Source organism: Pseudomonas helleri (genome assembly GCF_045830615.1).
Lineage (GTDB): Bacteria > Pseudomonadota > Gammaproteobacteria > Pseudomonadales > Pseudomonadaceae > Aquipseudomonas > Aquipseudomonas helleri.
Genome location: NZ_CP174501.1, coordinates 1,946,294 through 1,969,086, shown reverse-complemented (window position 1 = coordinate 1,969,086; position 22,793 = coordinate 1,946,294). Strand labels below are relative to the sequence as shown.

Annotated in this window: 2 protein-coding genes; both read right to left on the bottom strand. The window is 63.7% G+C overall.

The features are described from left to right. Positions 1-6 precede the first annotated feature (6 nt). Positions 7-11,754, bottom strand: a complete 11,748-nt coding sequence (locus tag ACJJU9_RS08860) for an amino acid adenylation domain-containing protein (protein WP_407730496.1) — start codon at positions 11,752-11,754, stop codon at positions 7-9. Beyond that, complete coding sequence (locus tag ACJJU9_RS08855; protein ID WP_407730495.1) at positions 11,754-22,793, bottom strand: non-ribosomal peptide synthase/polyketide synthase; 11,040 nt, start codon at positions 22,791-22,793, stop codon at positions 11,754-11,756. Before ACJJU9_RS08855 ends, ACJJU9_RS08860 begins: the two co-directional genes overlap by 1 nt.

Genomic DNA, 22,793 nt, shown 5'->3' with positions numbered 1-22,793 from the left:
TCGCGTTCAAGCCAGATCAAGCTGCACAGCCAACAGGTCATCCAGTTGCGCCAGCAATCGCGCATGGCGCAACAGCTCGTAATGGCCGCCACTCAACACCTCATGACTGGCGCCCGCGCCGATTTGTGCCGCGTGCACCCGGCGCTCGTCTTCACGGCCTGCCACCCACCAGTGGTGGGCCTGCACCCGAGTGTGCGGCAAGCAGCGCTGGGCCAACGCCAAGTGCTTGAGCCGTGCACCCACGGCGAAGATCTGGCTCAGTTCTGCCGCCCCTAACACGCCATGTTCATGGGTAGTCTGCGCCGCTTCAATCACCTGCTCGGCGCTGTGCTGTTCATTCGCCATCAGCATCTGCGCCTCGGCCTGCGTCACGCCCAGCACGAAGCGCAAAAAGTCCTGCAGATCTTCACGCCCGTCACTGGCTTGCGCCGTACCCGCCACGTAGCTGTCGACCAATCCGGCAAACGCCACTTCCTGGCCTTGAGCCTCCAGCTCTTGCGCCACCAGCAAGGTCAACGCACCGCCCAGCGACCAGCCCAGCAGGTGATACGGGCCGTGGGCCTGCTGCTGGCGGATGTGCCCGGCGTAGGCCAGGGACATGGCCTGTAAGGAGTCCTCCTGCCATGCCGGGTCCAGCAACATTCGGCACTGCACTCCATAGACGCTGCGGCGCCCGTCCAATTTACGGGCCAGCGGTTCATAGTCGAACACCGTGCCGAACCCCGCGTGCAGGCAGAACAACGGCGGCACCTCATGGACCCGGCTGTTGAGTGCCAACAAAGGGTTCGGCGCAAAGGCCGCAATGTGCGGTTCATAACCGCTCAGTTGCGCGATGCAGGGCTTTTGCATCAAGTCGCGCAGTTTCAGGCTGAAGCCCAAATGCGCCTGATGACGGACCTGCGAGATGACTTTCAACACCTGCAACGAGTCGCCGCCCAGCTCAAAAAAGTTATCGTCGATGCCGACTTGCTCCAGGCCCAGCACGTCTTGCCAGATCTGCACCAAGGCCTGTTCCAGCGCATTACGCGGTGCACGGTAATGGTCTTGGGCGCGCTGGGGCTGCGGCAAGGCGCGGCGATCCAGTTTGCCGTTTGCCGACAACGGCAACCGTGCCAGTTGCACGATCTGCGCCGGCACCATGTAGTCCGGCAGTTGCGCCTGGAGCTGCTCTTTCACCTGGCGCTCAAGGCCCTGACCGGGCGCGGCAACCACATAGCCCACCAACTGCTTGCCGGTCACACCCTCAAAGACGTTGACTGCGGCGTCCTGCACGCCCTCGCATTGACGCAGGCGCGCTTCGATTTCGCCCAGTTCTATGCGGAAACCGCGGATCTTCACTTGTTGGTCCAGACGACCCAGGTAGTCGACTATGCCGTCTTCGCGCTGGCGCACCAGATCACCGGTGCGGTACATGCGCCCGCCCTTGGCATCGAACGGGTCCGGCACAAAGCGCTCGGCACTCAAACCGGGCTGGTGATGGTAACCGCGCGCCAGGCACTCACCGCCCAAGAACAACTCGCCGCTGACGCCCACCGGCAACGGGTTCATGTCCGCATCCAGCACGTACACACCGCGCCCGGCCACGCTGCGACCAATCGGCGCGTAGGCGGCGTCACACTGCTGCGTCACCTCGGCGCGCCACAGCAGCGGCGTGACCACTGTTTCTGTCGGGCCGTAGCCATTGACCAGACGCTGCGGTTGCAAGGCGCGTTTAACCAGTTCAAAGCTGGCATCCGGCACCGCATCGCCGCCAAAGCAGTAGGTGTGCACCGCTGGCGGCGGCCCTTGGGTCAACGCCACTTCGGCCAGTTGTTGCAGATAAGCCGGCGGGAAGCACGCCACATTCACCTGCTGCTCATGCAACACCTGCAAGGTCTGCTCGGGAGTCCACAGGTGGTCGCCACGAATCACCAGGCTGCCACCGGCCAACAACACACTGAGCCAGCGCTCTTGGGCACCGTCGAACGCGAACGACATAAAGTGCAATTCACGGCTCGCCGGGCTCAGCTCATACAGCTCGATAATTCCCTGGCAATGCCGCGCAATCGGCTCGCGGGCCACCGCCACGCCTTTAGGTTGGCCGGTGGAGCCGGAGGTGTAGATCAAATACGCCAAGTGCCCGGCCAATGGCTGCACGGGGTGCGGCGTACCTTGAACGTCCGCCAGTGTGTCCAGCTCCAGCCGCGCCAAGGCCGGATCAAACGCCACCCGCTGATCGACGTCGCTGCGGCACAGCAACAAGCTCGCGCCCGAGTCCGCCAACATAAAGGCCAGACGCTCGGCGGGGTAATCCAGGTCCAGCGGCAGGTACGCCGCGCCCGCCTTGAGCACCGCCAAAAACGCCACGACAGTGTGCTCCGAGCGCGGCAGCGCCACGGCCACCACCTGCTCCGGGCCGATGCCTCGGGCCTGCAACTTACACGCCAGCCCATTGGCTTGACGCTCAAGCTCGGCATAGCTCAATTCGCGGCCGTCACAGCTCAGCGCTCTGGCCTGCGGCTGGCGCAACACCTGCTGGCTAAAGCCCTGCACCAGATCAATCACCGGCAAAGCGGGTTGCGCCGGTTCGATACAGGCGTTGGGCAAGCCGATGGCACCGATCAAACGCTCGGCGTCTTGCGGCAACTGTGCCAGCAACCCTTCCAGTTGCGCACGAATGCGCTCGACCTCAGGCGCACTGAAGCGCTCGCGCAGGTAAAGGTATTCCACCTCCAGGCCTTGCTCGCTGGCGCTGACCATCAAGTCCATCGGGAAGTTGGTCACCCCGCCGCTGCCGACCTCGGCAAAGCGCAACTCGCCGTCCTGCTCGCCGCGCAAGGCGCGGTCTACCGGGTGGTTCTCAAACACGATGATGCTGTCGAACAACCCCTGCCCGCCCTGCCCGGCCCAGCGCTGAATATCTGCCAGCGGCGTGTGTTCAAAGTCGCGGATCGCCAGGTTGTAGTCCTGCACCTGACGCAACCAGTCGCCCAGCGCCTGCTGCGGGTCGAGGGTCTGGATTACCGGCAAGGTGTTGATGAACAGCCCGAGCATGTCCTGCGCCCCGGCCAATTGCGTCGGTCGCCCGGCCACGGTGGCACCAAAAGCCACGCTGCGCTGCCCGGTGTGACGCTGCAAAAGTAGTAGCCAGGCCCCCTGAATCAGCGTGTTCAGGGTGACGCGCTGGGCATTGGCAAAGCGATGCAGACGCTGGGTCGCCGCGCTGTCCAGATAGCTGTACAGCACACCATGCCCGCTGCCTTGAGTATTCGCGGCCTTGGCCAAAATGCTCGGCGCGTCCAGCGCTTGCAGGCGCTCGCGCCAGAAGTGTTCGGCCTGCGAGGCGTCCTGGCGCTGCAACCAGCTGATGTAGTCGGCATAACGCCCGGTCAGCGCTGGCAAAGCCTGCCCGGCATACACGCGAAGCATTTCACCGAGCAGGCGCGAGGCGCTCCAGCCGTCGAGCAGCAAGTGATGGTACGTCCAGATCATTTGCACCCGGGACTCACCCACATGCACCAGGGTGAAGCGCATCAACGGCGGGCAGTTGAGGTCAAAACCACGGGCCTGTTCATCCGCGGCCAACGTCTGCAAGGCGGCTTCGGGCGCTGCATGATCACGCCAGTCCAGCTCGACAATCGGCAGTTCGGCATGCCGATACACCGCTTGCATCGGCTCGGCCACGCCGTCACGCCAGCGGAACGCAGCGCGCAGCACCTCATGGCGTTCGAGCAAGGTTTGCCAGGCGGCGCGAAAACGCTCTACTTGCAACCCTTCAACCGCCACGCTCAACTGGTTGACGTACAGATTAAGCTCGGGCGACTCGATGCAATGGAACAGCATGCCCTGCTGCATCGGCGACAACGGGTAAACATCGTCCAGCTCATTGCGATCAATCGGCAGCGTGCCGGGTGCAAGGGCAAACGCCGGAGTGTTGAGGGCTTCAAACAGTTGGGGCTCGGCAGTCTGGGCCAATGCCGCCAACGCACGGATGGTTTGTGCGGTAAACAGCTGTTTGGGGGTAAAGGCCAGCCCACGGGCCCCGGCACGGCTCACCGCTTGCAACGAGATGATCGAATCACCGCCCAGCTCGAAGAAGTTCTCGGTGACGCCAATCGCCTCCAGCCCCAGCAACTCCTGCCAGATCTCAACCAGCAACACCTCGGCCGGAGTGCCTGGCGCGACACGTTCAGTCTCCTCCCGACAGGCCTGCGGTGACGGCAGCGCCTGCCGGTCCAGCTTGCCGTTGGGGGTCAGCGGCAACGCCGCCAGGCACAGCACATGGGCGGGCAGCATGTGCGCGGGTAAACGGCTGCGCAGATGATCGACCAGCGTTTGGCGCAACGTCGCCTCGTCAGCCAGCGGGTCACGGGCCACCACATAGCCCACCAACTGACGGCCGAGCGGACCTTCGCGGTCCACCACCCAGGCTTCGCGCACGCCATCGTGCTCCAGCAAGCAGGCTTCAATTTCGCCCAGCTCGATGCGGAACCCGCGAATCTTCACTTGCTGGTCAATCCGCCCCAGGTACTCGACCACACCGTCTTCGCGCAGCCGCGCCAGGTCGCCACTGCGATACAGCCGCGCGCCTGGTACAAACGGGTCGGGCACAAAGCGTTCGGCGGTCAGGTCCGGGCGCTGGTGATAGCCGCGGGCAATGCCTTCGCCGCCCAAATACAGCTCACCCGCCACACCCACTGGCAGCGGCTGCATGCTGGCATCCAGCACATAGGCGCTGCGCTCACCCACCGGGCGCCCGATCGGCAAGAAGGCCGAGTCAAAATGGGTGTCCGGGTAAGCGCACCAGATCAACGGCGTGATCACCGTTTCGGTCGGGCCGTAGCCGTTGATGATGCGTGGCGGCTGCAACACGCGCTGCACTTCATCAAAGGCGTGCTTGGGCATGCCCTCACCGCCCACGGTGTAGGAGCGTATTGGCAGCCTGCGCCCGGCTTCGCCAATGTAATCGGCCATTTGCAGCAAATAGCTCGGGGTAAAACAGGCGATGGTGATGCCGTGGCGCTCGATTTCTTCGCAGGTACGCTGCGCGCTCCAGACCTCATCGTCACGGGGCATCAACGCCGAGCCGAACACCAGCGGGGTCAGCCAGCGCTCGTGGGCACCGTCAAAACTGATCGAAGCAAATTGCAACTCGCGGTCGTCCGGGGTCATGCCGTACAACGCGCCAATGGCCAGGCAATGCATGGCCAACGGGCCGTGGGCCACGCTCACGCCTTTGGGCCGCCCGGTCGAACCCGAGGTGTAAATCAGGTACGCGAGGTTCTGTGCAGTGACCAGGTTGACCGGGTTGCTGGTCGGCAAGTAGCTGACGTCTTCACGGTCGAGTTCCAGCACCGGCAGGCCGTCGATCTGCGGCAACTGCTTGCGCAACCACGACTGGCTCAGCAGCAAGGCAATGCCGCTGTCCTGCATCAAGTAACTCAAGCGCTCTGGCGGGTACGCCGGGTCCAGCGGTACATACGCGCCCCCGGCCTTGAGAATCGCCAGCAAGCCAATAATCATCTGCGGCGAACGTTCTACCGCCAGCCCCACCCGCACTTCGGGGCCGATCCCCAGTTCACGCAGGCGATGGGCCAAACGGTTGGCGCGTTGGTTAAGTTCGGCGTAGGTGAAGGTGCTGCTGTCAAAGATCAGCGCCGTGGCGTCAGGGCGTAGCGCCGCCTGCGCGGCGATTAACTGATGCACACTCTGCTCGGTCGCGGCTTTGGGTGGCGGGTTCCACTCGCGCAATTGCCGGGTGTGCTCAGTAGCACTTAGCAACGGCAATTCACCCAGCGCACACAACGGCGTCGCCACCATGGCGTGCAGCAGGCACGCCAGATGTTCGCTCATGCGGGCAATCGTCGCCGGGGCAAAATGGCTGCACAAGAAGCTCCAGGTCAGGCTCAACTGGCCCTCACTGACCGCCGCCAGCGTCAGCGGGTAATTGGTGCGCTCATGGTTGACCGGTACGGCAAAGCTCAAGCCCTCTGGCGCGCCCTGCTGCAAGGCCGCGCCGATGGGGAAGTTTTCAAACACCAGCAAACTGTCGAACAGCGGCTCACCGGCACGCCCGGCCCAACGCTGCACATCGCTCAGCGCGGTAAATTCATGCTCGCGCAGCTCCAGGTTATGCGCCTGCAAGCGGCTCAACCACTGCGCCACACTTTCAGCCGCCTGGGGTTGAGTGATCACCGCCAAGGTGTTGATAAACAGCCCGAGCTGGTTTTCTGCACCCGGCAGATCCACCGGACGCCCGGACACAGTGGCGCCAAACGCTACGGTCTGCTGACCGCTGTAACGCTGCAACAACACCGCCCAAGCGCCCTGCACCAAGGTGTTGAGGGTGATGCTGTGCTGGCGGGCAAAGGCATTGAAAGCCTCGCTGCTCGGCCCATCGAACACCTGCCGATGATCTGCGTATTCGCTGCTGTCTGAGCCTCCGTGCGACAGGCTTTGTGCCAACAGCGTCGGGTTGTCCAGGGTCGCCAGTTGCGCACGCCAAAAGGCTTCATCGGCCTGAGCATCCTGCCCTTGCAGCCAGCCGATGTAGTCGCCAAAGCGGCCCTGATGAGTGGCCACCTCAACCCCGGCATAACGCTGCAACACCTCGCCCAGCAGCAAGGCATTGCTCCAGCCATCCAGCAGCAAATGGTGATGGGTGTAGATCAGTTGCTGACGCTGCTCATCGAGACGCACCAAGGCCAGGCGCAGCAACGGCGGTTGCGCCGGATCAAACTGCAAACGCTCGCTGCGCGCCAGCAACTCCAGCTCGGCGGTTTGATCGGCGCGGCCGCGCCAGTCGAGCACGGTCAGCGGCAGTTCCAGCACCCGCTGCACCACCTGCACCGGCTCTGTGGCGCCCTGAGGCCAATGGAAACCACCGCGCAAAATCGGGTGTGCATCCAGCGTCGCCTGCCAGGCCTGCGCCAAGCGGGTGGCGTCCAGCCCGCTCGCCGCGACGCTGAGCTGGTTGACGTAGGCCCCGGCCTGGGGCTCGTACAGGCTGTGGAACAGCAAACCGCGCTGCATCGGTGACAGCGGGTACAGGTCTTCTATCTGCCGTGGCGGCACGGGCAGCAGGTCAAGTTGTGCCTGGGTCAGGTTGGCCAGCGCAAAATCCGCCGGGGTCACGCCGCTGTGCTGCGGGTTCAGGCAATGCTCAATCAGCGCCTGCAACTGGGCCTTAAGGCTTGAGGCCAGGGCCTCGATATCTGCCATGTCGAAACATTCCTGGCTAAAGCTCAGGTCCAGCTTCAATTCACTGCCATACACCTGGCCGTCGACCGACAACCAGTTGGCCAACGGCGAATCCAGGCTCTGCGCGGCGCCGCTGGCCGCTTGAGCCGGGACGAATAATCCGTCGTCGTTGAAGCTCTGGTCAAACTGGCCCAGATAGTTGAACGTCACCCGTGCCTGCGGCAAGGCCGCGAGGCTGGCTTGGGTCTGGGCATCGCCCTGGTAGCGCAACAGCCCAAAGCCCAGGCCCTTGCCCGGCACCTCACGCAACTGCTGCTTGATCGCTTTGATCGACTCGGCCATGCCCGCGGCTGGGGTCAACTTGACCGGGAACAGGCTGGTGAACCACCCCACCGTGCGGGTCAGGTCGATGCCCGCAAACAGGTCTTCACGGCCGTGGCCTTCCAGCTGGATCAAGGCCGTCGAATCGCCGGTCCAGTCGCACAGGGCACGAGCCAGCGCGGTCAGCAGCAGGTCATTAATCTGCGTGCGATACGCCGCAGGCGCCTGTTGCAGCAAGTGCCGGGTCTGCGCCCGGTCCAGGCCCAGGCTCACCACTTGGCGATGACGCAACGCCTGGCTGGCCTCCGTGCGGGCATGGGGCAACCGGGCGCTGGCGCCTTGCAACTGCTGCACCCAGCTGTCGCGTTCTGCCATCAATGCCGGGCTTTGCGCATAGGCCGACAACTGCCGGGCCCAGTCTTGCAAGGCGCTGGTTTTTTCTGCCAGTGCTTGCCCGGCGTAGGCCGCCTGCAAGTCTTCAAGCAAGACCCGCCACGACACGCCGTCCACCACCAGGTGATGAATCACCAGCAACAAACGCTGGGCCCCTTGCTCGTGGTCGATCAACACCGCGCGCAGCAGCGGCCCGTCGTGCAGCGACAAACTGCGCTGCGCCTCGTCGCACAAGGCTTGTAACGCCTCGCAGCTTTGCACTTGGGCGGTCCACAGCAAATCGGTGGCCGCGCTGCTGTCCAGCGGCACATAGCGCGCCGTCCATTGCCCGGCCTGCCCGCGGAACTGCAAACGCAACGCGTCGTGTTGGGCCAATACCTGCTGCAAGGCGGTTTGCAGGCGCAGCAAGTCCAGCGGCGCGCGCGCGTCCAGCAGCACCGACTGGTTCCAGTGCTGGGGCTGCTCGGTTTGATTGGCAAAGAACCACTGCTGCACCGGGGTCAGTGTTTGCGTGCCCTCCACCGGCCCTTGAGGGATGTGTGCGACCTGTAGCGGGCTTGCCACAGCGGCCAGCGCCTGCAAGGTCGGCTGTTGAAACAGGTCACGCGGCTGCAAGCGCAACCCGGCACGCCGGGCCCGGCTGACCACCTGAATCGAGATGATCGAGTCGCCGCCCAGCTCAAAGAAGTTGTCCTGACGGCCGACCTGTTCAAGCCCCAGTACGGCTTGCCAAATCGCTGCCAACTGACGTTCGTTGTCGCTGCGTGGTGCCTCGAAAACCCGCTGGCTGACGCTGGCCTGCGGCGCCGGCAACAACTTGCGCTCCAGCTTGCCGTTGGGGCTCAGCGGCATGCGCTCGATCAACAGCAACTGCGTCGGCACCATGTAATCGGGCAGGCTCAGCAGTACATGGGCTTTCAGGGTGTCACGCCAGGCGTCTTGCGCCTCGGGCTGTTCCAGCAGCGCCACGTCGCTGGGCACCAGATACGCCACCAACTGGTTATCCAGCGCCAGCACCACCGCTTCCTGAACCTGCGGGTGTTCTTGCAGGCGCGCTTCGATCTCGCCCAGCTCGATGCGCAGGCCGCGAATTTTCACCTGATGGTCGATCCGGCCGCAGTACTCGATAGCACCGTCAGCGCGATAACGCGCCAGGTCGCCAGTGCGGTACAGCCGTTCGCCACTGCCAAACGGGTCGACCACAAAGCGCTCGGCCGTCAATGCCGGGCGCGCATGGTAGCCCCGGGCCAAACCCGCGCCAGCCAGGTACAACTCGCCAATGGCGCCGGTCGGCAAGGGCAACAGTTCCGGGCTGAGGACATAGGTACGCAGATTGGCAATCGGCCGCCCGATCGGCACGCTGTCGCGCTGTTCTTCAAGGCACGTCCAGTGGGTCACGTCGATGGCCGCTTCGGTAGGCCCGTACAAGTTGTACAGCGCCGCTTGGGGCAGGTTACTCATTGTCTGGCGTTGCAAGGCAATCGGCAGCGCCTCGCCGCTGCACACAATCCGTCGCAGCGAGCGGCACTGCGCGGCCTCGTCGCTGTTGATGAAGGCTTGCAGCATCGACGGCACAAAATGCAGGGTGGTAACCCCCTGTTCGACGATCAACTGCGCCAGTTGCTGCGGGTCGCGGTGCGCACCGGGCGCGGCGACCACCAGGGTCGCGCCGTGCATCAGCGGCCAGAAAAACTCCCACACCGACACGTCAAAACTGAACGGGGTTTTCTGCAAGACCCGGTCGGCAGCGTTCAGGCCATAAGCTTGTTGCATCCACGCCAGCCGGTTGTACAACGCACCATGGCTGTTGCCTGCGCCTTTGGGGCGGCCGGTGGAGCCCGAGGTGTAGATCACATAGGCCAGATTCTCGGGATGCGCCAGGTTAGTCAGGTTTTCAGCGCGCTCATGATCGTTTGAGAGATCGCGAGGCAAGCTCGCTCCTACAGTGGGGGCCAGGATCATGACGGGGATGTGTGGCGGCAACGCCATCTGCACGTGCGCCTGGGTCAGCAGCAAACTGATGCCGCTGTCTTCAAACATGTAGGCAAGGCGTTCAGCCGGGTATTCGGGGTCGAGCGGCACGTAAGCGCCCCCGGCCTTGAGAATCGCCAGCAAGCCAATCACCAGCTCCAGCGAACGCTCGCAGGCCACGCCCACGCGCACTTCCGGGCCCACTCCGCTCTCGCGCAACTGATGCGCCAGACGGTTGGCGCGCTGATTGAGTTCGCTATAACTCAACGACTGCCCGGCAAACACCAGCGCACAAGCCTCCGGTGTGGCCGCCGCTTGCGCTTCGATGTGCTGGTGCACGCAGGCGGGGCCGGGATAGTGCTGCTGCGTGGCATTCAGGCCATACAGCGTGGCCTCTATTTCATGAGCATCGAGCATCGGCAGCTCGCTGATCGCGCACTCAGGATTCGCCACCACGCCAGCCAGCAGGGTGCGCCAATGCGCGGCCATGGCTTCGATGCGCGGGGCATCAAACAGGTCGGTGGCATAAGTCAGGCTGGCCAGCAGGTGCTCGCCTTCTTCATGGGTATCGAGTTGCAGATCAAACTGAGCAGTGCGGCCCTGCCATTCCAGGCTCTCGACCTGCAAGCCGGCGAGCATCCCGCGCAGTGCGCCGGGGCGGCTTTGCTGGTGGTTGAACATCACTTGAAACAAGGGACTGTGGCTCAGGCTGCGCTCGCCCTGCAGGGCATTGACCAGCCGCTCGAAGGGCACGTCCTGATAACCCTGGGCATCCAGTGCGCGGTCGCGGGTTTGGCTCAGCAATTGGCTGAACGGCATGCGCCCGTCCAGCTCGGCACGCAGCACCTGGGTATTGACGAAAAAGCCGATCAGGCCACGGGTTTCCGCGCGCGTGCGGTTGGCCACCGGCACACCGATACGCACATCCTGCTGGCCGCTGTAGCGGTGCAACAGCGCCTGAAAACTGGCCAGCAAGAGCATAAACGGCGTCACCCCGCGCTGCCTGGCCAGGCTCAGCAGGCCTTTGGCCAACTCGGCTGGCAGCGCGAAATCCAGTCTCGCACCGTGCTGGCTTGGCTGCACAGGGCGTGAGCGGTCGCTGGGCAACTCCAGCACCGGTTGCTCGCTGCCCAGTTGCCCGCGCCACCAGTCCAGTTGCCGCTCCAGCTCCCCGGCCTCCATCCAGCGCCGTTGCCACAGGGCGTAGTCGGCGTACTGAATCGCCAGCGCGGGCAACGCCAGGGTTTTGCCTTGGGCATGGGCGGCATACAACTGTGAAAACTCGTCGACCAGCACGCCCATCGACCAACCATCAGCCACGATGTGGTGCAAGGTCAGCACCAGCACATGATCCTGCGCGTCCAGTTGCAACAGGCTCACCCGCAGCAACGGCCCGTGTTGCAGATCGAACGGTTGCGCGATGTCTTGCTCGACCAGGCGCAGCGCCAGGTCCAGGCGTTCGGATGGCGGCTGATCGCGCAAGTCGTGGCGGGCAATTAACACGCTGTAGTCGCTGCCGCAGGCTGCGATGGGTTGCGCAGCGACCCTGCTTTGAGTTTCATCTTCAGCAAACACGCTACGCAAGCTGTGATGGCGCTCCAGCAGGGCATCAAAACTGTGCTGCAACGCCGCCACGTTCAGCTCGCCGCGCAAACGCAAGGCGGCCGGGATGTGGTATGCCGTGCTTTGCGGGTCAAGCTGCCACAAAAACCATTGCCGTTGCTGGGCATAGGACAGCGCGCAGGGTGCGTCTGGCGATGCGGTCTGCGGGATCGGCAACTGGCCGAAACTCACGCCCTGCTCTTGCATCTTGTGCAAGAACTCTCGGCGCTGCTGCGGTGCAAGGCTGGCGAAGCGGTTGGCAATACGCCAGGCGGTAGAGTGTTCCATCAGTTGATCTCCATCTCGTCGAGCAGCGACTCAAGTGTGCTCAGACGCACATCGTTATCCGCAGGCGTTTGGGCCTGTACCAGGGCGGCATAGGCGTGCAGGTCGGGGGTTTCGAACAGCGCGCGCAGCGCCACTTCAAGGCCCAGTTCCAGTTCGACCCGGGCGTTGGCCTGGGCTGCGAGCAGCGAGTGCCCGCCCAATTCAAAGAAGTTGTCGTGGCGCCCTACCCGCTCCACTTCCAGCACCTGGGCCCAGATCGTTGCCAGCCTGGTTTCCAGTTCGCCCACCGGGGCGCTGTAAGGGCGCTGCCAGTGCTCGGCGTCAGGCAATGGCAACGCCTTGCGATCGAGCTTGCCGTTACCGGTCAGCGGCAGGGCCTCCAGCAGCAGCCAATGGCTCGGCACCATGTAATCCGGTAAGTCGACCTTGAGCGCGGTGCGCAATTGCTCGCGCCACGCCAACGGATCGATTGGCGTCTGCTGGGCCACCACATAGGCGCAGAGCTGGCCCTGATGCACGCTCAGCACCGCATCGCTCACGCCCACTTGCTGCTTGAGGCAGGTTTCGATTTCGCCCAGCTCGATGCGGAACCCGCGAATCTTCACTTGCTGATCGATTCGCCCCAGGTAGTCGATGTTGCCGTCAGCGCGCTGGCGGGCCAGGTCACCGCTGCGGTACAGGCGCACGCCCGGCGCAAACGGGCTGGGCACAAAACGCTCGGCGGTGAGCCCGGCGCGGCCGTGGTAGCCACGGGCCAGACCGGCCCCGGCGATGTACAACTCACCGGCACAGCCTGGCGCCACGGGTTGCAACTGGCTGTCGAGCAAATACCAGCTGAGGTCGCTGATGGGCCGGCCGAGCGGGCTTTGTACCTTGGCATCGAGGTCCTGCGCGCTCAGGGCGCGCCAGGTCACGTGCACCGTGGTTTCGGTGATGCCGTACATGTTGACCAGCGTGGTGGGCGCATCACCAAAGCGCGCGTACCACGGGCGCAAGCTCCCCACATCAAGGGCTTCGCCACCAAAGATCACCCAGCGCAAGGCCAGGGTTTGCGGGCTGTTGCAGGCAATGGGCAGCAGTTGCCGGAACGCCGCCGGGGTCTGGTTGAGCACCGTGACCTGCTCATCGCACAGCAACTGATGGAACGCCTGCGGCTCGCGGCTGATGAAGTACGGCACGATCACCAGACGCCCGCCGGTGCACAGCGCGCCGAACATCTCCCACACCGAGAAATCGAACGCATAGGAATGGAACAGCGTCCACACATCACTCGGGCCAAAGGCAAATTCATCGGCGGTGGCGCTGAGCAAACGGCTGACGTTGGCGTGGCTCAGCAATGCCCCTTTCGGGCGCCCGGTGGAACCCGAGGTGTAGATCACATACGCCAGGTTGTCGGGCTGGGTCAGGTTGAGCAGATTGTCGGCGCTGAACGCCTCCCACTGCACATGCTCCAAACATAGGGCCTGCACGCCGACCCGCGGCGGCAGGTTTTCCAGCAGGTGCTCCTGGGTCAGCAATAACTGAATGCCGCTATCTTCGATCATGTAGCTCAGGCGCTCGGCGGGGTATTGCGGGTCCAGTGGCACATACGCGCCCCCGGCCTTGAGAATCGCCAGCACCCCGATCACCAGCGCCACGGCCCGCTCCGTGGCAATGCCGACCCGCACTTCCGGGCCGACACCGCGCTCGCGCAGTTTGCGGGCCAGCCGATTGGCCTGAGCGTTGAGCGCTGCATAGGTCAGCGAATCCTCCCCACAGCGCAGCGCCAGGGCATGTGGGTGCAAGGCGGCCTGCGCCTCGAACAGTTGATGCAGGGTTGGCCCGGCAGGCTGCACCTCAACCTGCGGGTTCCACTGCGTCAGCAACGCTTGTTGCTCGCCCGGACTCAGCATGGCCAATTCAGCGATACGCTGCTGCGGCGCCTGCACCACCGCGCGCAGCAGGTTCAGCCAGTGCCCGGCCAAGCGCTCAATGGTCGCGGCGTCATACACATCGCAGGCGTAGGTCAGGCTGGCGTGCAAGCGCTCGCCCTGTTCTTCGGTGTCCAGCGCCAGATCGAACTGCGCCGTGTGCTGCTGCCAGTCCATGCGCTCAATGCTCAGGCCCGGCAGTTGCCGCTCGACGCTCTCGCCGATCTGCCGCTGATGATTGAACAGCACTTGAAACAGCGGGCTGTGGCTCAGGCTGCGCTGCGGCTGCAACGCGTCCACCAGTTGCTCGAACGGCAGGTCTTGATGCGCTTGCGCCCACAGGGCGTTGCGCTTGACCTGTTGCAACAGGCTGGCAAACGTTTGCTGGCCGTCGATCTCGCTACGCAGCACCTGGGTGTTGATAAAGAAGCCGATCAAGCCTTCCGTTTCGAGTTGCCCACGCCCGGCATTCGGCACCCCGACATTGATCGCCGACTGACCGCTGTAGCGATGCAACAAGGTTTGATAACTGGCCAGCAGCAGCATAAACAGCGTCACATTGTGCTGTTGCGCCAACTCCCGTAGCGCACCCGCCAATGCCGGTTCAATGGCCACGTCCAAACGCGCCCCCCGCTCACTGCGGATCGCCGGGCGAACCAGCTCGCTGGGCAGCTCAAGTGGCGCATGCTGGCTGCCGAGTTGCTCACGCCAGGCGTTCAACTGGCGCTCGCCCTCGCCAGCTTGCAACCCGTCGCGCTGCCAGACGGCGTAATCGGCGTAGCTCACGGCCAAGGGCGGCAGCTCATGGCCCAGGTACAGCTGACTGAATTCATCGACCATCACCTGCATCGACCAACCGTCAGCGGCAATGTGATGCACGGTCAGCACCAGCACGTGCTCATCGGCCGCGACCTTGAGCAGCAACACGCGCAGCAACGGCCCCGTGCGCAGGTCGAAGGGCTGACGTATTTCTTCGGCCACCTGCGCGTCAATCTGCGCGGCTGATGGCTGATCGAGGGTTAACTCACGCAGTGCCAGCGGCAAACTTGCGTGCAGCACGCCACGGGCCTGGTCACCGTCCTGAACAAAGGTGGTACGCAAGGTTTCGTGGCGTTGTTGCAGAGCGTTGAAGCTGCGCAGCAAGGCCTCGCGATCGAGTGAGCCTTTAAGCCGCAGCGCCGCCGGAATGTTGTACGCGGCGCTGTGCGGGTCGAGCTGCCAGAGCAACCACTGGCGCTGCTGCGCATACGACAACACGCCGGGCTGGCCGGGCGCACGCGGGCGCAATGGCGGCTGACTGAGGGTTTGCGGCTGTGAGGCGCAACGGGCAGCGAAATCGCAGAGCACGCTGCTTTCAAACAGGCTGCTCAGCGCCAGTTCGATACCCAACTGCTGGCGCACCCGCGACACCACTTGCGCCACCAGCAGCGAATGGCCGCCCAGTTCAAAGAAGTTGTCGTCGCGGCTGATCGCTTCAAGCTTGAGCACCTCTTGCCAGATCGCGGCAATGCGGCTTTCGATCCCGACGTGGGGCGCAATCACCTCGCGCTGCCAGTCAGCCGCTTGGGCCTGGGGCAGTGCCTTGCGATCAACCTTGCCGTTGGCATTGAGTGGCAAGCCCTGCAATTGAACCCAGTGCAGCGGCACCATGTAGTCCGGCAGTTGCGCCTTGAGCGCTGCTTTCAAGGTCTCGCGCCATTGGCTCCAGGCATTCGCTTCATCGTCGGCCACCACAAAGGCCACCAGCGCCTTGCCGGTCGGGCTGTCCTGCACGACCACGGCGGCTTCACGCACGCCAGCCAGGTCACGCAGACGCGACTCGATTTCACCCAGTTCGATACGGAAGCCGCGCACTTTGACCTGCTGGTCGATACGGCCCACGTATTCCAGTTGGCCGTCCGGGCGCCGCCGGGCCAGGTCGCCGGTGCGGTACAGGCGCTCGCCCGGCCTCGCGGCGTAAGGGTCAGGCAAAAACACCGCCGCGCTGCGCAGCGGGTCGGCGAAATACCCCCGGCCCACGCCCGTACCGGCTACGTACAACTCACCGACCACACCGGTCGGCACCGGCTGCAAGTCGCCATCCAGCACATACAAACGGTTGTTGTCGGTGGCCAGGCCAATAGGCAAATACGCGCCCTGGGCCGATGCCGCGTCAACACGGAACAGCGCCACGTCGTCCGAGCATTCCGCCGGGCCATAGGCGTTGACCAGACCAATCTGCGGATAACGCTGCAACCAGCGGCGCGCCAGCTCCGGGGGCATGGCTTCGCCGGTGGGCAGCATCCAGCGCAGCGCGGCCAGCGAACCCTCGGGCTCGTCGAGCAGGCTCTGGATCAGCGACGGCACGCTTTCGAGCACAGTGATCCCGCGTGCGGCCACATGCGTCAGCAACGCAGCCGGATCATGGGCGATAGCGTTAGGCACGATGTCGACTTGCGCGCCAAACAACGGCGCTGCGAGGAACTGCCACACCGAAATATCAAAACTCTGCGATGCGGTCTGGGCGATCACGTCCGCCGCGCTCAGATGCAGATACGGTTGCTTGCTCAGTTGGTTATTCAGCATACCGGCCTGCTCGACCATCACCCCTTTGGGCGTGCCGGTGGAGCCCGAGGTGAATATCACATAAGCCAGGTTGTTGGGCGCGGTGTAGATGCCCGGTGACGTGCTGCAATACCCGGCGCCTTGCACGTCCTCCCACACCAGCAAGGGCGGGCGCTGTGCCGGGCTGAGCAATGCCAGCACGCGCTCGGCCTGTTCACGGCACGCCGCACTGGCCACCAGCAACGGCACGCTCCCCAGTTGCAGCAACGCCAATAGGCGCTGGGTCGGCAATTGCGGGTCGAGGGGCAAGTAGCCCGCCCCGGCCTTGAAGGTACCCAGCATCATGCCCAACAGCTCCAGGCTGCGCTCGGCCAGCAAGGCCACAGGCTGGTCAACAGTGACGCCCGCCGCCAGCAGCGCATGGCCGAGCCGATTGGCCCGCTGATCCAGCGCCTGGTAGGTCCAGCGCTGGTCCAGGCACGTGGCAACCACCTGTTCCGGATGCGCCGCCAGCTGCGCTTCAAACAGCCGTACATAACCCTGCGCCAACGGGTAATCGCGAGCGGTCTGGTTGCCCGCTTGCAACAACTGCGCACGCTCGCCAGCCTCCACCAACGGCAGGTCGGCAACGTTGCCTTCGGCGTGTTCGCCAATCGCCAACAACAAGCGCTTGAAGTCCGCCAGCAAGCGCTCGACCGTGGCCTCATCAAAAAAGCGTTTGTCGTAGGACAGGTGCAAGCCCAGCGCATCGCCGGGGTACACCACCACGGTCATCGGGTAGTTGGTGTGGGTCCGCGCGCTGTCGGACTTGGCGCTGATCTGCTCGGCACCGCTGACCACCGCGCTTTCCACCGGGGCGTTTTCATAGACAAACAGGCTGTCAAAAATCGGTTGGCCTTTGTCCAGCGCGCTGCACGCCTGAATGCTCAGCAGCGGCAAATGTTCGTGTTCACGCAGCGCCAGGTTGTGCGCAAACACCCCTTGCAGCCACTCGCGCACGCTGACCCGCTGCCCTGCCTGCGGCAAACGCATGCGCAGCGGGATGCTGTTGATGAACAGGCCGACGGTGTCTTGCATTTCCGGGCGATTGACCGGGCGCCCGGCCACGGTGACGCCAAACAGCACTTCGTCGAGCCCGCTGTAGCGCTGCAACACCAGCGCCCACGCGGCTTGGGTCAGGGTGTTGACGGTCACATGGTAACGCTGGGCCAGTTCGCGCAAGGCGCGGCCCTGGCTGACCTCCAGGTCGGCATAGCAATCACCGATCTGCGAGAACCCGCCCTGACGGCGCACGGCACGGTCAAAGGGCAATGGCGTCGGCTGTTCAAACCCGGCCAGCTCAGCGCTCCAGGCCTGCAGCGCCTCGCGCTCGCCCTGGGCTTGCAGCCATTCAATAAAGTCGCGATACCGCGCCGCGGGCGGCAGGCTGCGCTGGCCGCTGTACAGGGCAAAGAAGTCTTGCAGCAACAGCGAGCGGCACCAGGCATCAATCAGGATGTGGTGGTTGCTGAGGATGAACCAGTAATGCCCGACGCTGCGACGGATCAGGCGCAGGCTGAAAGGCGGCGAGTTGAGCAGGTCAAAACCTTGGGCCCGGTCTTCGGCCAGCAAGGTTTGCAACGCCGCTTCGTGTTCGCCCTCGGGGCGATCCGTCCAGTCGTGCACCTGCACGTTGGGCGCAGCATCGCGGTGGATGATTTGCAGCATCTGGCCGTCATCGTCGAGGCTGAACGATGCGCGCAACGCGTCATGACGCTGCACCACCGCGTGCCAGGCTGCGGTAAAGCGTGGCAGGTCGATTTCGCTGTCGATGATGTAACGGTCTTGCATGTAGTAAATGCCCGAGCCGGGTTCGAGCAAGGTGTGTACCAGCAAGCCCTGCTGCATCGGCGACAGCGGGTAGATATCTTCGATGGCACTGGCCGCAACCTTAAGGGCGTCCAGTTGCGCCTGGGTCAGTTGCGCCAGCGGGAAGTCCGACGGGGTCATGCCGCCTTGCTCGCTGTTTACGCAGTGGGCAATCAGCGCCGTCAATTCGCCCCGATAATCGTCCACCAATGCCTGCACGGTGGCGTCATCAAACATCTCGTGGCTGTAGGTCCATTGCAGGTTGAGTTCGCCGCCATACACCTGCCCTTCGATGCTCAGCCAGTTGGCCAGCGGTGCGTTTTCGTCCTGCGCCAGCCCGGCGCTTTCGGTGGCCGGGGCAAACATCGCGGTGTCATCGAACTGGCGATCAAACTGGCCCAGATAGTTGAAGGTAATGCGTGGCGTCGCCAGATTGGCCAGTTGTTCAGCCACGTCCTCGCCTGCCAGATAGCGCAGCAGGCCATAGCCCACGCCTTTGTCCGGCACGCTGCGCAGTTGCTCCTTGATCGACTTGATCGAGTCACCCAGATCAGCACTCGGGGTCAATTGCACCGGGAACAGGCTGGTAAACCAGCCCACGGTGCGCGACAGGTCGAGGTCGGCAAACAGGTCTTCGCGGCCATGACCTTCCAGTTGGATCAAGCTGCTGGACTGGCCGCTCCAGCGGCAAATAACCCGCGCCAACGCGCTCAGCAGCAGGTCGTTGACCTGTGTGCGATAGGTCGCGGGGGCGACTTGCAACAACTGGCGGGTCAGCTCGGCGTCGAGGGTCAGGCTCAAGGTGCGGGCATGACGGTTTTGCAAGCCGGCATCAGGCCGGTCCCACGGCAACTCGCTGGACGCACCGGCCAGTTGGCGCTGCCACAGCGCCAGTTCTCCGACCCGCGCCTGTGCCTCATCGGCCAAGCGGGCGGTCCAGGCCTGATAGGCGCTGGTTTTGGCCTGCGCCGCCTGCACCGGTTGTGTGTAGAACTGCTGCAAGTCTTCGAGCAGCACCCGCCACGACACGCCGTCCACCACCAGGTGGTGAATTACCAGTAACAGGCGCTGACTGTGATCGGCCATGTCCACCAGCAACGCCCGCAGCAACGGGCCGTTGTGCAAGTCCAGACTGCATTGGGTCTGTTCGCACAGGGTTTTGAGCTCGTCAGTTGACGCGGCCTGGCGCTGCCACAGCAGCGGCTCGTTCGGCAGCTCGGCATAGGCTTGCTGCCATTGGCCGGGGTGCTGAACAAAGCGCAAACGCAGTGCATCGTGATGGCTCACCAGCGTGTTCAGCGCCTGTTCCAGTAACCCGGCATCCACCGGCTGACGCGGGTGCAACAGCAATGACTGATTCCAGTGCTGGCGCTGGGGCATTTCCAGGCTGAAAAACCACTGCTGCACCGGCGCCAGCGCCACCGCGCCCGTGGCCAGCCCCTGATCGACAACAGTCTGAGTGCTCAGCGCGGCAATTCGGGCCAGGCTGCGGATGGTTTGGTGCTGGAACAGGTCGCGAGGGCTGAAGGTGATCCCGGCCTGACGGGCACGGCTGACCACTTGAATCGAGATGATCGAGTCGCCGCCCAGGGCAAAAAAGTTGTCGTCGACACCGATCTGCGCCACGCCCAGTACCTGTTGCCAGATCTCGGCCAGGCGCTGTTCCAGCTCAGAGGCCGGTGCGACGTAGCCTTGCTGCACGGTGCTGATGTCCGGGCGCGGCAAGGCTTTACGATCGAGCTTGCCGTTGGGCGACAACGGCAAACGCTCAAGGCTGATCCAGTGGTTGGGCACCATGTAGTCCGGCAAACCGAGTTGCAGTTGGTTGGCCAATTCCGTTTGCCAAGCGTCGGCAGGCGCCTGCGCGTGCAGCACCAAGTAGGCCACCAGTTGCTTGCCGTCGAGCACCTGCACCACAACTTCGCGCACGGACGGCTGCTCGGCCAGACGCGCTTCGATTTCCCCCAGCTCAATGCGCAACCCGCGCAGTTTGACCTGATGATCAAGGCGCCCCAGGTATTCAATGACCCCGTCAACCCGCTGGCGCACCCAATCGCCGGTGCGGTACAGGCGCTCGCCCTGATTAAACGGGCACGGCACAAAACGCTCTGCCGTCAGCGCCGGACGACGGTGGTAACTGCGCGCCAGCCCGGCCCCGCCCAGATACAACTCTCCGGCCACGCCCAAGGCTACGGGCGAGAGGTTGGCATCCAGCACCAGCGTGCGCAGGTTGGCGATGGGCAAGCCAATCGGCACGCTGGCCGCGCCCTCATCGATGCAGGTCCAGTGCGTGACGTCGATGGCCGCTTCGGTCGGGCCATACAGGTTGTACAGCTCGGCATCGGGCAGCTTGCTGAACACCTGCTGCTGGGCATCAACCGGCAACGCTTCCCCGCTGCAGACAATCCGCCGCAGGCTGGTGCACTGTTCGACGCCCACTTCATGAATAAACGCCTGCAACATCGACGGCACAAAATGCAGCGTGCTGATCTGCTGCTGGCGAATGGTTTCGATCAGGCGCAGCGGCTCGCGGTGCTCCCCCGGTTGCGCCACCACCAGACGTGCGCCAGTGAGCAGCGGCCAGAAAAACTCCCACACCGACACGTCAAAACTGAACGGGGTTTTTTGCAGTACGGCATCGTCGGCCGTCAGGCGATACGCCTGCTGCATCCAGCTCAGGCGGTTGACCAACGCGGCATGGGTGTTACCCGCGCCCTTGGGCTTGCCAGTAGAGCCCGAGGTGTAGATCACATAGGCGAGGTTTTGCGGCTGGGTCAGATCAACCGGATTCTCTGCACTGAAGGCGCGAGCTTGCCTCGCGATCTGTTGATCATTTAAACAATCAAGGCACATGACCGGGATGTGTTGCGCCAATGCCGCCTGCAAGTGCTTTTGCGTGAGCAGTAACTGAATCCCGCTGTCGTCGATCATGTAGCTCAAACGTTCGGCCGGGTACTCCGGGTCGAGCGGCACATAGGCGCCGCCCGCCTTGAGAATCGCCAGCAGGCCGATCACCATTTCTACTGAACGCTCAACGGCAATCCCCACCAGCACATCCGGGCCGACACCCCGTGCACGCAACTCATGGGCCAATTGGTTGGTGCGGGCATTGAGCTGCGCATAGCTCAGGGACTGCGCGCCAAACACCAACGCCGTGGCACCGGGGGTGCGCTCAACCTGGGCTTCAATCAACACATGCAGGCCAGTGTGGGTCGGGTATTCAGCGTGGGTGCGGTTCCAGTCGTGCACTCGGGTCTGTATTTCACTGGCGTCGAGCATCGGCAGATCACCGATGCGCCGTTCGGGGTGGTCCACCAGCGCTCGCAGCAGGTTGCACCAGTGCCGCGCCATCCGGCTGATGGTGGCGCCGTCAAACAGGTCATTGGCATAGGTGAGCGCTGCGTGCAGGCGGCCGGATTTCTCGTAGGTGTCCAGGCTCAAGTCAAACTGCGTGGTGCGCCCTTCCCACTCAATCAGGCCCAGCGTCAGCCCCGAAGACGTTTTGATCGCTTCAATGTCGGCCACCTGCGGCTGGTGGTTGTACATCACTTGAAACAGCGGGTTGTGGCTCAGGTTGCGCTCAAGCTTGAGGGCTTCTACCAACTGCTCGAACGGCAGTTCCTGATGGGCTTGAGCACCGAGAGCGGTCTCTTTGACCGCGGCCAGCAACTCGGCCACGGTGGTGTCTGCCGTCAGTTGGGTGCGCAGTACCTGGGTGTTCACAAAGAAGCCGATCAACCCTTCGACTTCACGGCGGTTGCGGTTGGCAATCGGCACGCCCACGCGCAGATCGTTTTGCCCGCTGTAGCGCTGCAACAGGATGTTGAACGCGCCCAACAGCAGCATAAACAGCGTGACTGTGTGCTGCTGGGCCAAGGCCCTCAACTGCTCAACCAGTTCCGAAGCCACCGCGAATTCATGGCGCGTGCCGCGATAGCTGGGCACGGCCGGGCGCGGGTAGTCGTTGGGCAAGGTGATGATCGGGTGCTCATCACCCAGTTTGGCCTGCCAGTACGCCAGTTGCCGCGCTTGCTCACCGGCCTCCAGCCAGCGGCGTTGCCACAGGGCGTAGTCGCTGTACTGGATGGCCAGCTCAGGCAACGACGGCGCCTCGTTGCGCTCAAAGGCGTCGTATCTGCGGATAAATTCGTCGATCAGCACGTTCATCGACCAGCCATCGGAGACGATGTGGTGCAAGGTCAGCAGCAACACATGCTCGTCAGCGCCAAGCTTGAGCAGCTTGATCCGTAGCAGCGGGCCATTGGCCAGATCGAAAGGTTGCAGCGACTGCTGCTGCGCCTCAGCGGCCACCGCCTGTTCGCGCTCAATGGCCGGCAACAGGGTGAAATCCACATGTTCGACAGTGATCGGCGCCAGGCGCTCGACTTGCTCCAGACTGTCGTCAGGGTTCTGTCGGAACACCGTGCGCAAGGTCTGATGACGCTGCACGACGCCAGCGAACGCCTGCTCCAGCGCACTGAGGTTCAGCGCGCCGGTCAGGCGCACGGCACCGGGCAAGTTGTAGGCGCCGCTGTGCGGGTCCATTTGCCACAAGAACCACATGCGCCGCTGTGCGTAGGACAATGCCTGGCGATCCGCCTGAGGCACATCGGCAGGAATCGGAAACTGCGAAAAGTCGATCCCTTCCGCACGCAAACCGTCGAGGAATAACCGGCGTTTTTCAAGCGGCAATTCGATGAACCGGCGGGCAAGTTTGAGGGACTTCTCAGCATTCAT

Bases quoted from the DNA above. Each gene is read 5' to 3' on its own strand.
- ACJJU9_RS08855 (WP_407730495.1), bottom strand. From the start codon at position 22,793: ATGAATGCTGAGAAGTCCCTCAAACTTGCCCGCCGGTTCATCGAATTG.
- ACJJU9_RS08860 (WP_407730496.1), bottom strand. From the start codon at position 11,754: ATGGAACACTCTACCGCCTGGCGTATTGCCAACCGCTTCGCCAGCCTT.